Here is a 13423-nt window from a genome sequence, read left to right on the forward strand (position 1 = left end):
GTTGCTTACACATTTGACTGTTATTATTAGCCAATAGATGAAAAAATATTATGCAGCGGCCTTGGCACGCTACCTGTCGTCCCTTGGACCGATATGAGTCGCAGAGAAAACAAACCAAGGACACCTCCCGACGTGAGGTGTCCTTGGTTTTGCTCCTGCGCCCGGTCCCGCGAACCGGGCTACCAAAGCCACGGATGGATGCTCGGAATCCATCCGTTGGCGGCCATGCCGCGCAGTATCGACACCACGCCGATCCATACGGCAATGTAGTGGCCTGCGCGCTGGATTTTGCTGCGCAGCGACTTCTTCAGCGCGCCCGCAAAGAGGCCTGCGGCTATCAGCGCCGGGAACGTCGCCAGCCCGAACGCCGCCATGAGCAGCGCCCCGCTCCAGGCATGACTGCTCGCAGCGGCGTTCATCTGCATCGCGTACGTCAAGCCGCAGGGGATGAAGCCAAGCAGGATGCCGCTTGCGTAGATCGCAGCGGCATCCTTGCGGGAGCGGAGCTTGGACGCGAGCCGGCTCACCGGCGCGAAGCGCAGCGGTCCCCAGCGGGCCAAAGGCAGCGCGGCCTTGCGGAACGCCCAGAGCAAGATAAGTGCGCCGCCCGCCATGCTGGCAATGGCTTGAATCCCCGCCAGCTTCCCCGCCACATTGACAAAGGAGCCCAAGGCTCCCATGACCGCTCCGAGTCCGATATAGGTCGTCCATCGCCCCAGATTGTACGCCAGGACGGCGCGGAATGCTCCCGTATCCGCGTTCAAGGCGAAGCCGCCCGCCGTTCCTCCGCACATGGCGATACAATGGGGCGCTCCCATAAGGCCCGTCAAGGCGGCCAAAATGATTCCGTCTGCAGTCAGGATGGGCTTCACCTCCTGTGCAAGCTATGCTGCCTTATATGTATGATGCAGCCGGCGAACGAAGAACCATAGCATTGCGCTCCTGCCGGGCCTGGGAACAGCACCCTTTCACCGGAAGCACGAAGCTAGCAGCTTCCGAATTCAAGCTTTTTGCAGCCTGAGCGCATTGCAAATGACGGTGACCGAGCTGAACGCCATAGCCGTACAGGCGACCCAAGGCGCCAAATAGCCGCTTACCGCGAAGGGAATCGCCAGGGCGTTATACATCAGCGAGAACAGCAGGTTTTGCCGGATAATCTGCATCGTGCGGCGGCTGATTCCGATAGCGCGAACCATGCCGTTCAGGTCGCCTCTAAGCAGGACGACATCGGCGGCCGCTTTGGCGATGTCCGTTCCTTTGGCTATCGCCGCCCCGACATTCGCCGCCGCCAGCGCGGGCGCGTCGTTGATGCCGTCTCCGATCATCGCCACATGCTTGCCTTGGCTCTTCAATTCTTGAACAAGCGCCGCTTTGTGCTCCGGCAGCATCTCGGCATAGACGTGCCGAATGCCCGCCTGCTTCGCGATCGAGCGCGCTGTGTGATGATGGTCGCCTGTGACCATCATCACCTCCGCTCCCATCGCCTTGAACTGCTGGATCGCCTTGCGCGACGCCGGCTTGATCCGGTCGCTCAGCGCGATGGCTCCCGCCCATTCGCCGTCAATGGCGGCATAAATGACGTTGCAGCCCTCCTGCTCCCATCGCTCTATGCGGCCCGATGGAGGAATCGGCGCTACGCCCTGCTCCTGAAGCCATTTGCGCGTTCCGGCGAGAACGGCTGAGCCTTCCACTACGGCGCTGATACCGCGCCCCGCCGACGATTCGAAACGTTCGCTGGCCGGGAGCTCCAGCGCCCCCGAGCCTTCGGACAAGGCAGCCTCGACAATCGCCTTAGCCAGCGGATGCTCGGAATGCTGCTCCGCTGCGGCAACGGTGCGGAGCAGAGACGCGCGGTCTCTTCTTCCCGCTGCCATTACATCGAACAGATGCGGCTTGCCTATCGTGATCGTGCCGGTTTTATCCAGCAGTATTACATCCGTACGCGGAAGCTCCTCCAAATGCTTGCCTTCCTTGAACAAGATGCCAAGCTGAGCCGCCCTCCCCGACCCGACCAGAATCGAAGTCGGCGTAGCCAACCCCAGAGCGCACGGGCATGCGATGAGCAGCACCGCTATCGCTTTTTCCAAAGCCCCTCCGGTTACGCCCGGCTCCACCACGAAGTACCATGCAGCAAACGTCGCCGCAGCGATAGCTATGATGATCGGCACGAAGATGCCGGATATGTTGTCCGCCATCCGCTGAATCGGCGCCTTCGAGCTTTGCGCCTCCTCCATCAGCCGGATCATTTTGGCAAGCGTCGTCTGGTGTCCGACCTCTGTCGCTTTGACCTTCAGCACCCCGTTCTGGTTCCATGTACCGCTAATCACCCGGTCTCCTGGCCGTTTATCGACCGGCAAGCCTTCACCGCTGATCATCGACTCGTTAACGGATGCATACCCCTCGGTAACGACGCCGTCCACAGCAATCTTCTCTCCGGGCCTCACAACGAGCAGTTCTCCGCTCGCCACCTCTTCGAACGGGACCCGCAGCTCACGGCTGCCCCTAATGACTTGCGCCATCTCCGGCCGGAGCTCATGAAGCTGCCGGAGGCTGTGCAGCGTTCGCCGCTTGGACAGCGCCTCCAGCCATTTCCCGAACCAGACGATCGTCATAATCATGACGCTTGCATCGAAATACAAAGGCGTATGATGAGCCCCGCCTGCCGCATGGCCCGCAGTTGAGCTTGGATGAAACATTAAATAATGGCTGTAAAAATACGCAGCCGAGGTTCCCATAACGATCAGCACGTCCATGTTGGCGCCGCCGTTTTTTACCGCATGGAACGCACGGATGTAGAAGGGCAGCCCGATGATGAATTGAACCGGAGTCGCCAAAGCCAGCTGAAACCACGGGTTCACCAGCAGCTCGGGCACAGGGATCGAGGCTGACCATGCATGGTGATCCGCCATTGCCCACAGGAACGGGACCATGAACAGGAAGGAAAGGAGCAGCACAGCCCCCGTTCTGCGGATTTCAAACGGATCGGCACCGCTCCTGTCCGCCATGCCGGGATTATGCTCCTCCGCCGTATAGCCCAGCTGCCGCACCTTATCTTCGATGCTGCGGAGGGTGATCCGGGCGGGAACGATTTGCAGCGTAGCCCGGTGCAGGGCAAGGTTGACGTCAATCTGCTCGACGCCGTCCAGCTTGCCGATCACTTTCTCTATGCGAGCGGCGCATGCCGCACATGTCATTCCCGTGATGTTCATTACGACCTGCCGGACCGCCGTAGGCGCTGTACCGTTCATCGTCTTCACTCCATCTTCATTAAGATTGCCCGCTGTCTTTCCGTACCAATATATGGACTGGCTCAAGCAATCATGCTAACCGACGGCGAGTAATTTTCTGCTTAGATAGCTTCCATTCAAATAAGCTCCCATCTAGTAAAAAGGAACTAGTCTATGTTAATATAAGGAAATGATTAAGGAGGTAAACTAAATAATGCCCAACAATCGTACTATCTCGTTTCAAACGAAGATTAGTTTACTTTTCGGACGAGTAATCTATTTGCTCGGTTGGATCTTTCTTTTTATCGGTCTCTTGTTATCCATACTGATTACCCCCAAGATAGATATGTCCATTATCCATTTTAGAGGTGAATCTATTGAAGTCTCAGGTCAAGTAACCTCTGTTCTTCCTACTAATGCATCCATCAATAGAGCCAAAATCTATGCAGTAAATCACCAATTTACTATACAAACAGGAGAAACAATCAGCGGAACCTCTTATGCTACCGATACGATTTTCAGAGCGGGTGACAACGTCAGCATCCATTACCCTGCGGGCAAACCTGAATATTCAAGAATTATAGGAGCACGCGGTAACATGTTTCCGCTGGACCTCATCTTTGTTTATCTATTTCCAATAGCAGGTGCTCTATTTACATATTTCTGTTTGCGTCAGTACATCCGATCCGTCCCTCTTCTTACAAAAGGAGTACTGGCAAAGGGTACGTTGATATCCAAAGAAGAAACCATCTTGAGCGAAAATAAGAAGCCGGTCTATAAGCTAACGTTTCAATATAAAGACATGGACGGTAACATCCATCAGACCTCTGTACATACGAGTCTACCCGAGATGCTCGAGGATGATCATGAAGAGGCGCTTGTATATGATTCGAACCGGCCCGGTAACAGTCTTATGATCGACAGCATTGCAGGCGAAACAACCATAGATGATCATATCGTACATACTAAGCCCAGGCTTCATGTCATTATCTACACTTGGATTGTGTCACTGCTTATACTAATTACGATAGTAGTCGGGCTAGTGACGTTGTCTTTGTAATGCTAGATCCCTTGATTCCAACACAAAAAAGCGGCATCCCGGGGATTCAAATCCCTCCAAGGACGCCGCGTTTTTTTATTGGATCAATATAAGGTACCCTATTTAGCTGCTATACTTCCTCTTCCGAACCGCGAGCGAGAAGCAGGCTGCACGTAATCAGCATGAACGCAGTCAAAGCAAGCAGCGGAATCGTAACGAAGCCGAACCAGTCAATGTAATCCACATTGCAGGGTACCCCAACCGTGCACGGCAGCAGCTTGGCAAGCCCGGGGATCTTTTGCTCGGCATAATGATACAGCGAGATCAAACCGCCGATACAGCTCAAAGGCAGCAGGTAAGGAATGAGCCTGCGGTCGTTTTTATAGCAAGCCATGCCGAGCAAAATGACGAGCGGATACATGAAAATGCGTTGGAGCCAGCACAGCTTGCAAGGCTCGTAGCGCAGCACTTCACTGAAGAAGAGGCTGCCGCCTACGGCTACAAGCGAGACCACCCAGGCCAAATAGAGGCCGTACCGTTTGCCAATGGAGCGCATCGCTATTACTCACCCTTTTGCGCCTGCTCGATAGCGGCTTTCAGTTTATTGTAATCGAACGCCTCATCGAATTTTTTGCCGTTAATGAACAAGGTCGGCGTACCGGTCACCCGGTTCCTGCTTGCGAACGAGTTATGCGCGTCCACTTCGTTTTGATACGTTTTGTTCTCGATATCCTGCTTCAGCTTATCATAATCGATCGGCAGCTTCTCGTTGCGCGCAAGGTCCGTCAAGAATGCGGAAGTCGCCCATGGTGTCCTCTCGTCTCCCTGGTTTTTGTAGATCGCATCATAAAATTTCCAATAAGCCTCGTTGTTTTGATGGAAAATCGATTGACCGGCCAGTGCGGCCGTGTTGGAATCAGGCCCTATAATCGTATAATTCATAAAATGAAAGGAAGCGATGCCCGTATCGACGAAATCTTTTTTCAGCTTCGGCTCGATTTGTTGGCTGAACACCTGGCATGACGGGCATTTATAATCGCCCAGCTCGACAATTTTGACCGGAGCATCAGGCTTGCCCAATACCGGCATCGTTTCATACGGCATTTCGACAGGCGCCGCCTTCGGCATGGCTATAATGGCAATAGCGATCAGCGCTACGACGCAAGCGGCCGTAATCCACATGATCATTCTCATTCTGGCTTTCTCTTTTAACTTCTCCTGCTTGCGCAGCTCCTTGTACACCGATTTCTTCGCAGTTGGCTTCAATTCCATCTCTTCCTTCTATCAAAAGTTCGTCTTAGGCTCCGTCATTAAGCGAAGTATTCCCTATACGCTGCCATTTATTGCACTTAAACGCTTTGCTTCGCATTCCGTCCGCGGACGAAATAACGGCCCAGAGCAAGCTTCTGTTCCCCGCTGAGCGCTTGATGAACGGACATAGCAAGCAGCGCCACTTCCAGCTCATACCCGCCGGCGAACCCTGCAGACAGCTTGGCCATCGTAATGGCTCCTACCATTATACCAGCAAAAGCGACGGAAAAAATACGAGTTCCTATCCCCAGCAGCACGCAAATGCCGCCGACAAGCTCAATGACGCCTACCCCGTAGGCCAGCATTCCCGGAATGCCGATTTTGTTGAAAAAGCCCGCCGCATTGGCGATGCCACCCTGAAATTTCATGTAGCCATGAACAAAGAAAGTAAAGCCCAGCACCACTCTGGCAATCAATGTTCCAAGCTCGGCCCTGTTATTCATCATCATTTCCTCCTTCATAGTGAATATATTTTCAAACTACACATTGTAGTGTAATTCCCCAAAAAAATGGAAGCCTGCTGCCGTTCCGGCGAACTCGCCCGGGAACAGACTTCTTAGTTCATCACGAGTACAAACATCGTGCAAAGGGCAAACAGCACCTGCACCGAGATCATCGCCGGTGTAAACGGCCACTTCAGCGGAAGCTCCGTCTGCGGATCCAGCAGCTGCCGGATACGGAAGTTGATGGAGGTGTCCGAGAACGAAACATGCGAGAACGGCATTTGTACGGGCGAATTCCCTTTAAGCAGCTTCAGCAGCGCGCTTCCCAGATGGACCGAATCTCCGGTCTTGCTAATAGCGTAGTTGTCGGCGAGCACTTCTCTAACGATCTTATAATTTTGATGAAACGATTTTAAAATCGGAATATACCACATGACCGATGCGCAAAGCGAAATCAGGAATGTTTTTAACGGATCATAATGATTGCGGTGGTACGTCTCGTGATGAATGACGGCTTCCAGCTCCCGCCGGTCCAGCATATCGACCAATCCGGTCGACAATACGATTTGCGGCTTGATAAGTCCCATGGCAAAGGCCATCGGCTTGGAGCATTGAACGACAGCGATGGAATATTGCCCGCCGCTGTACCGCTGATTCAAATCGTGAGTGAGCGAGTCGCTCCGCCAGGACATCAGCTTCCGGTAAAATCTTCTGGACAAATACAGCTGTCTCGCGGCGATCCATATCGATAAAGCAAACGTGGAAAAGACGATGGCGTTCAAAATGTACCCGACCCACAGCATGCCGAGCGAACGGATCATCGTGTGGCACAATTGAATGACGTTATATCGGATCTGCCATCCGGCCAACGCATGCATGATATACATTCCCATCTGGGCGAACATTACCCCGGCAATGAGCATACATGATATAAAAATCAACTTGGATCGATTTTCCCACATGTATTACGTTTCCTTTTTCCATTGTTTTATTTTTTGCTCCAGCTTTTCCATTAAATCCGGATCGGCCGTCTCCAGAGCGTCCAGCATATGATTGACCACAACCGGCCCGAACTCCTCGATTAACTCGTGTGTCAGCTCTTTGGACTGGGTGTCGATGAATTGTTCCTTGGACAAAACGGGACGGTATACGAACGATCTGCCTTCCAAGCGCTTTTGCAATACGCCCTTATCTACCAGCCGGTTCATGACAGTCATCACCGTGTTGAAATTCACGGCCTTCTCCTGCCCCTGCTCGAGCTTCTGCTGAACGTCCTTGATCGTTATCTCGGCGCTGACCCACAGAATCTCCATAATCTTCGCTTCCAAGGCTCCGAAAAAACGGTTCAAGCCGCTCTCATTCGTCTTAAAATGATGAATTTTCAATATCCACACCTCTCACTACAAATTGTAGTGCCCCCATTTTCAAATGTCAAGTTCCTCCCATTATAAGGGAAACGGCGGCATTTTTTAAGACTTCTTATGTATATACGCCACGCTCGAAAGTATGATATACTTTTCTCGTTTCAGATGCTTGTGCTAGTTTAATAGAAGGAATACGGGTTGGAGACGACGAGATTACCCTGATCCTGCACATTTTCCCTTCATCTTTATCGAAGGAGACAATTTGTTAGGGGGTGAACTTTCGTCTTTTTGTGCTGCCATTGATCGGCAATCAGCTATTGATAAATCTGCAAACCCAGCTTGATAAAGGAGAATTCAACCATGAATATAAAGCGTTTACAACATGCCGCGAGAATCGGATTGGCCTGCTCAATATTCGCTGCTCCCCTTAGCGGTTTAACCGGATTTCCTGAAGCCCGGGCCGCTGCGGACTCCACACCCGTCTCGCCCTTGCTTATTACGGAAATGGTTCAAGACACCAGCAACGCAACGAACGCGGCGGGCGGCTCCGTAGACGGATATGAATACATCGAGCTTTACAACAACAGCAGCGCCCCGATACCCTTGAATGGGTATAAAATCATTTACAATACGACCTCCACCTGGAACCTGGACAAAGAGATGACGATTCAGCCTAGAGATACGATGGTGCTGTGGGTGCAATCTCCCGGGCTTTCCGGTAGTGTAGAAGCGTTTAACGCCCATTACGGCTCCAGCTTGAGACCCGATCAATTTTACCCGATCTCAGGCCAAGGCTTATCCAACAGCGGCTCGCGCACCCTCGTTCTTGTCGGCAGCGACGGCTACAAATTCAGCAGCGCCTCCTACAGCGACGGAACCGGAGCGGCCGATGACGTGGTGCTCAACAAGAGCGTCGTCTACAGCTATCCGCTGGACAGCACGATCGTCATGCGCAAAACCGCCAACCAGCAGACGCCGACTCCGGGCCTGCTTGTGGAGGGGCAAGCTCCTGAAACGGCAGCACCCGCGCCGTTAAACGGCTTGTTCGTCACGCCGGGAGACCGTTCGGCGCAGCTTAGCTGGACAGCCAGCAACGATCCCGATGTGATCGGCTATCATGTCCTCGTCAACGGCATCCTTGACAGTACTCTTACAACGGAGCCTGTCTACCAGGTGACTGGGCTTACGAATTTTACCGAATACAGGTTCGCCGTTGTCGCAGTCAACGAAACGTCGCAAATGTCGGTGCCTTCCGCTACGGTCAAGAGCACGCCGCAGCCCGCCGTCATTGATCCGATTCCGCCTGCGGCTCCTGCCGGCTTGACGGTTGCTCCAACCGGGATTGCCTCGGTGAAGCTGAGCTGGGCGCCGAATGCGGAGCCGGACATGGCTTCCTATAAAATTTACCGGAACGGCACACTCGTCGGAACGGTGTCATCGAGCACGTACTTGGCGGAGATCACATCGTTATCCGGCGGCTTCGAGTACAAGCTGCAGGTAGCCGCTGTGGATTCTTCGGCCAACGAATCGGACAAGTCTCTCCCGGCGCTGATCACTCTGCCGCACCAGCCTTTGACGCAGGAAGAGACCGGCGCGCCGATCGTCGGCGACACGTCGCTCTATCAGCGGTTTCTCGATGTCAGCCAGCCGGGCCCTATCGTGCCTGGATTGCTGCAAGGCCTTGTACCGCAAGGCATGCATGTGATCAAGGACAAGAATTGGGCTATTCTGTCCAGCTACCGCGACGACCGCAGAGCCAGTACGCTGACCATTGTCGATCTGCAGAGCGGAGCGCATGTCAAGACGATCCATCTGTATAAAAATGGCCAGCCGTTCACCGGTCACGCAGGAGGCGTCGCCGTCAGCAAGAAGTCGGTATGGATCGCCTACGGCAAAGAAATGCTCCGCTTGAATCTCGACGACGTCATCCAATGTCCCGACAATGCCAACTTAGCGATCGTCGACAGCTTCAAGACGAATACCCGTGCTTCCTTCGCTTCGTACTCCAATGGAACGCTATGGGTTGGAGACTATTACAGCTCGCCTAACTATTTGACGACGCCGATTCAGAAAATGACCGCCCGCGACAACAAGGTATACAATGCTTGGATCGTCGGCTATAAGCTGGACGAAGCAACCGATCTTTTACCTGCTGACAGCAAGAACACATCCGACGGCATGGTGATTCCGAACACGATATTCTCCGTGACGGATCGGATTCAAGGCGTGTCGGTTACGGATGATGAGGTGATGCTCAGCCAGACGAACGGCAATCCGAAGAGCAACATTTTGAAATACAAGGTCAGCGTGCAGGAAACGCCTCATTCGAGCGTAATGATTGAAAATACGAGTGTTCCGGTATGGTTTCTTGACGGCCTCAATATGGTAGATTCACTCGATATGCCGCCATCCGCCGAAGGTAATTTCGTCACGGACGACGGCAAGCTGTACATCATGTACGAATCGGGAGCGAACATTTATCGGCCCGGCATCAATTATCCGCTCGACCGGCTGCAGATCGTCGATCTGAAAGCGTGGGAGCAGTACGACCATATTGCGATCCAAGGTCCGTCGGCTCCTCTGATGGAGCAAGAGACCGGCACGCTGCAGGTGCAGCATTTCCTTGGCGAGCGCGGTACGTTCGACGTGACGCAGGCTTCCGGGCTGGTCAGCAGCGATCCATCCGTTGCCTCAGTTACCGCTGACGGGCAAATTACAGCACATCGTTCGGGAGAAACGATTATTACCGCCACCTATAACGGCCGGACCGCTTCCTTTACGGTCCGCGTCGTCAAGGAAAGCATCGCGACGCTCAGCAGCCTTTCCCTGAATAACGATCCGGTAGCCGGATTTGATCCTCAGAGAACGGCCTACACGAAGGACGTTGCCAACTCTGTCCAAACGATCCATCTGCAGACGACTTTGGGCAGCCTGAAGTCCAAGCTTGACGGCATCACCGTAAGCAGCGGCGGCAGCGTCACGAATGTGACGTATACGGTGAGCGGCGCCGTCTACGAGACCGGGGCAATTAACCTTACCGTAGGAGCGAACGTTATCGCTATCAAAGTGCTCGCGGCGGACGGCCAAACGACCGGTACGTATACGGTAACGGTGAACCGTCATGCGATTCCCGCCTCTCCTTCCGATCTCCAAGCCGACAAAGGGCACAAGGAAGCGACTTTGACATGGAAGGCCAATACGGAAAGCGACGTGTTGGGCTATTATGTTTATAAAGACGGCATCCGCTTGACGGCGCAGCCGATCAACCGCACCTCGTACAAAGTAACGGGATTGCCCAACGGCAAGAAGCATAACTTCAGCGTCACAGCGGTGAATACGTTCCATGAGGAATCCGCGCCGACGACGATTGAGGTCAAGCTGAAGCCAAACTAAGCTTAAGCTGCTCCTTAGCGGTTTGAACGAATTACAAACGGCTCTATTCGCAAAACTGCGAGCAGGGCCGTTTTTCATGGGTACGTCCCTACACCGGAAGATGTTCCTTCAAAATCTCCAGCCCTCTTCGTAATTCCTCCATAGAATTGGTCGACGAGAGCGCTACTCTTAAATATTGTCTCTGTGTGCTAGCCCCGCTTATAAACCGGTCGGAGTGATAAACCCGAATTCCCTTGCTTAGAAAATAACTCTCCATGTTTGTTGTAGTAACACGATCCGATAAAGGAAGCCATCTATAAAAGCTTAACGGATGGCCTGCATATTGAGGCTGCGGGAACAGCTCTGAGAATAAATGGTTGGCCGACCGCGCCAGCTGCTTTTTTTCCGCAACGATTTCATCTGCTTTTCCCGACTGTATAAGCTCGGTGACGATCTCGGCATCCAACGAAGAAGTCTTGACATTGATGTTAAATATCGCCTTCAGAATCTTCTCTTTAAACGCATCGCCGAATACCATATACGCCACCCGGAGGCCGGAACAGATGGACTTGGAGGTGCCGCAAATATAGACCGTTTGTTCGGGAAGCAGCTGGTACATGGGCTGGCCATAATCAGGTAAAGCGCCGGCAGACAAAAAGGCGTGAATATCATCTTCAATCACTATCAATTGATGCTTTTGGATCACTGCAGCCAATTCTTTTTTGCGGCTTTCCGGAATCATTATCGTAGTGGGATTAGAACAGGAAGGCATCAAGAAGACGCCGTGTATTTCCACCTGCTGGCACTGATGCTCCAGCTCGTTCGGCAGCATTCCATGCTCGTCGCCCGGAATCGGAACTAGCTTAACACGATACAGCTTCGAAATTTCAATGAAATTCGCGAACGTATACATATCCACGGCAATCCGGTTTCCAGGCTCAAATAGAGCAAGCAGCGCAACCGCCAATGCGTTCTGCGCTCCGGATACAATAGCCGTATTTTCCGTATCCGCATGGATGCCAAATTCCTTCATCCAATGGAGCGCCGCGATTTTTTGATGCGGAATTCCGGTAGGGTCGTTGTAGTTAAGAAGCTGCTCCAGGTAGCTCTTCTCCATCACTTTCTTCGCAGCCTCAGCGACAACGGCATTGCTCTGCTCGAAGGATGCGACAAAGCCAAGATCAATAACTTCATTGGACAATTTATCTTTGGAAATGGTAATGGAGCGCGCTGCATTAGGGGATACGAACGTTCCGCTTCCTGTAACGGCGTAGATTAAACCTTTCAGCTCACATTGCTTATAAGCGCGTGTAATTGTCGTAAAATTGACGTCCAGAAAATCGGCCAATTCCCTTTGCGGGGGAAGCTTCGTGCCGGGAGCCAAAAATCCGTTTGTAATGTCCCGCTCCAGTAACAGGGCCAGCGATAGATAGAGCGGTCGCTTCAAACCTTCTCTGTCAGGTTTCCACGACATAGGGTAATCGGTGAAGGAATTGATCGGCATGCTGCACCTCGCAAAATTGTAATCCATACAATTATATCGTTGATTGTATGGATTTGCACTGCTAAAATGACATGGAAAAGTATTCTGGCTGAGGAGATAGAAGCAAATCATGATTAGCAAAAAAGAACTTCAACTGGCGTTTCGTGCGGCCTTGCCCTCTACGCTGCCCATATTCGCAGGCTTTTTATTCCTAGGCGTCGCTTACGGCATTTTTATGAACGTGTCGGGGTTCGGTGCGGGGTATGCATTCCTTATGAGCCTGCTTATTTTCGCCGGTTCGATGGAATTTGTCGCCGTCAATCTGCTGCTTGGCGCGTTTAATCCGCTAGGTGCGCTGTTCCTCACCCTGATGGTAAACGCACGTCATCTTTTTTACGGGATATCCATGCTCGAAAAGTATAGCGGGACCGGGTTAAAAAAGATCTACTTGATTTTTGGCCTATGCGACGAGTCCTTCTCCATTAATTACACGGCAAATATACCCCAAGGGGTAAACAAAGGCTGGTATATGTTCTTCGTTACGCTGCTGAATCACAGCTATTGGGTGATTGGGGCATCGATTGGCGGGCTTTTTGGATCGCTGGTCAAAATCAATATGGACGGGCTTGAGTTTGTAATGACGGCTCTATTTGTGGTCATTTTTATTGAACAATGGACGAAAGAGACGGTGCATTACAGCGCGTTATTAGGTCTCGGAGTATCCATTTTATGCCTTTCTATTTTTCACAGCGGGAGCTTCGTTCTCCCTTCCATGATCATCATTTTGTTCGTGCTTATTTTGATGAGGAAGCAATTCGAGAAGAAAGCTAGGGAAAGCACATGTCAATGACTTTATTGGAACAAATCGTCACGATCGGAATGGTTGTCGTGGGAACGATGATGACCCGGTTTATCCCTTTTCTTATATTTCCATCAGGCCGGCCCACTCCAAGCTATGTGAAGTATCTCGGCAGAGTGCTGCCCTCGGCGGCTATCGGGCTGCTGGTGATTTATAGCATCAGAGATGTCAATCTTTTGGCGGGCAACCACGGAATCCCCGAGCTGATAGCCATTGCAGTCGTTGCAATTCTTCACCTATGGAAAAAGAATATGCTTTTATCCATTGCATGCGGCACTCTCGTCTACATGCTTTTGATTCAATTGGTATTTTAAAAATAAATTGC

At 52.3% G+C, this 13423-nt stretch carries 12 protein-coding genes; 4 read left to right on the top strand and 8 right to left on the bottom strand.

Features of this window, described 5'->3' with window-relative positions:
• Positions 1-179 precede the first annotated feature (179 nt).
• The gene (locus tag DVH26_RS28865; RefSeq protein WP_239628220.1) at positions 180-872 is read right to left on the bottom strand and encodes a sulfite exporter TauE/SafE family protein; all 693 of its coding nucleotides are present in this window, start codon (positions 870-872) and stop codon (positions 180-182) included.
• A 129-nt stretch (positions 873-1001) separates the two neighbouring features.
• A complete protein-coding gene (locus DVH26_RS28870; RefSeq protein WP_239628221.1) occupies positions 1002-3248 on the bottom strand; it encodes a heavy metal translocating P-type ATPase in 2247 nt (748 codons plus the stop codon).
• A gap of 730 nt (positions 3249-3978) precedes the next feature.
• Here DVH26_RS28870 and DVH26_RS28875 point away from each other — a divergent pair.
• Complete coding sequence (locus tag DVH26_RS28875; protein ID WP_239628222.1) at positions 3979-4287, top strand: hypothetical protein; 309 nt, start codon at positions 3979-3981, stop codon at positions 4285-4287.
• Positions 4288-4396: 109 nt separating this feature from the next.
• On the opposite strand, the gene DVH26_RS28880 is transcribed toward DVH26_RS28875, so the two are convergent.
• From DVH26_RS28880 to DVH26_RS28900, 5 genes are all read right to left on the bottom strand, one after another.
• Positions 4397-4822 carry a disulfide oxidoreductase gene (locus DVH26_RS28880; protein WP_239628223.1) on the bottom strand — a complete coding sequence of 142 codons (426 nt, stop codon included), beginning with the start codon at positions 4820-4822 and terminating at the stop codon, positions 4397-4399.
• Between the two features lie 5 nt (positions 4823-4827).
• Positions 4828-5538, bottom strand: coding sequence for a DsbA family protein (locus tag DVH26_RS28885; protein ID WP_239628225.1), 711 nt, complete (start codon positions 5536-5538; stop codon positions 4828-4830).
• A gap of 77 nt (positions 5539-5615) precedes the next feature.
• The gene (locus DVH26_RS28890) at positions 5616-6026 is read right to left on the bottom strand and encodes a DoxX family protein (protein WP_481857554.1); all 411 of its coding nucleotides are present in this window, start codon (positions 6024-6026) and stop codon (positions 5616-5618) included.
• Positions 6027-6133: 107 nt separating this feature from the next.
• Complete coding sequence (locus tag DVH26_RS28895) at positions 6134-6982, bottom strand: M56 family metallopeptidase (RefSeq protein ID WP_239628227.1); 849 nt, start codon at positions 6980-6982, stop codon at positions 6134-6136.
• A 3-nt stretch (positions 6983-6985) separates the two neighbouring features.
• Positions 6986-7405, bottom strand: coding sequence for a BlaI/MecI/CopY family transcriptional regulator (locus DVH26_RS28900; RefSeq protein WP_239628229.1), 420 nt, complete (start codon positions 7403-7405; stop codon positions 6986-6988).
• A gap of 339 nt (positions 7406-7744) precedes the next feature.
• Between DVH26_RS28900 and DVH26_RS28905 the strand changes: the two genes are divergently transcribed.
• Positions 7745-10777 (top strand): fibronectin type III domain-containing protein, encoded by a 3033-nt coding sequence (locus tag DVH26_RS28905; RefSeq protein ID WP_239628232.1) that lies wholly within the window; start codon positions 7745-7747, stop codon positions 10775-10777.
• 88 nt (positions 10778-10865) lie between these two features.
• On the opposite strand, the gene DVH26_RS28910 is transcribed toward DVH26_RS28905, so the two are convergent.
• The gene (locus DVH26_RS28910; protein WP_239628234.1) at positions 10866-12260 is read right to left on the bottom strand and encodes an aminotransferase-like domain-containing protein; all 1395 of its coding nucleotides are present in this window, start codon (positions 12258-12260) and stop codon (positions 10866-10868) included.
• 109 nt (positions 12261-12369) lie between these two features.
• Between DVH26_RS28910 and DVH26_RS28915 the strand changes: the two genes are divergently transcribed.
• Together DVH26_RS28915 and DVH26_RS28920 are read left to right on the top strand one after the other, a co-directional pair.
• Positions 12370-13089, top strand: coding sequence for an AzlC family ABC transporter permease (locus tag DVH26_RS28915; RefSeq protein ID WP_239628236.1), 720 nt, complete (start codon positions 12370-12372; stop codon positions 13087-13089).
• On the top strand, positions 13080-13412 hold the full coding sequence (locus DVH26_RS28920) for a branched-chain amino acid transporter permease (protein WP_239628239.1): 333 nt from the start codon (positions 13080-13082) through the stop codon (positions 13410-13412). Before DVH26_RS28915 ends, DVH26_RS28920 begins: the two co-directional genes overlap by 10 nt.
• Positions 13413-13423: the final 11 nt, after the last annotated feature.

Origin of the sequence: Paenibacillus sp. H1-7 (genome assembly GCF_022354825.1) — a bacterium.
Classification (GTDB): Bacteria; Bacillota; Bacilli; order Paenibacillales; family NBRC-103111; genus Paenibacillus_S.

Coding starts and splice junctions, on each gene's coding strand:
- DVH26_RS28870 (WP_239628221.1), bottom strand. CDS start 3,248: ATGAACGGTACAGCGCCTACGGCGGTCCGGCAGGTCGTAATGAACATC.
- DVH26_RS28880 (WP_239628223.1), bottom strand. CDS start 4,822: ATGCGCTCCATTGGCAAACGGTACGGCCTCTATTTGGCCTGGGTGGTC.
- DVH26_RS28885 (WP_239628225.1), bottom strand. CDS start 5,538: ATGGAATTGAAGCCAACTGCGAAGAAATCGGTGTACAAGGAGCTGCGC.
- DVH26_RS28890 (WP_481857554.1), bottom strand. CDS start 6,026: ATGATGATGAATAACAGGGCCGAGCTTGGAACATTGATTGCCAGAGTG.
- DVH26_RS28895 (WP_239628227.1), bottom strand. CDS start 6,982: ATGTGGGAAAATCGATCCAAGTTGATTTTTATATCATGTATGCTCATT.
- DVH26_RS28905 (WP_239628232.1), top strand. CDS start 7,745: ATGAATATAAAGCGTTTACAACATGCCGCGAGAATCGGATTGGCCTGC.
- DVH26_RS28910 (WP_239628234.1), bottom strand. CDS start 12,260: ATGCCGATCAATTCCTTCACCGATTACCCTATGTCGTGGAAACCTGAC.
- DVH26_RS28915 (WP_239628236.1), top strand. CDS start 12,370: ATGATTAGCAAAAAAGAACTTCAACTGGCGTTTCGTGCGGCCTTGCCC.
- DVH26_RS28920 (WP_239628239.1), top strand. CDS start 13,080: ATGTCAATGACTTTATTGGAACAAATCGTCACGATCGGAATGGTTGTC.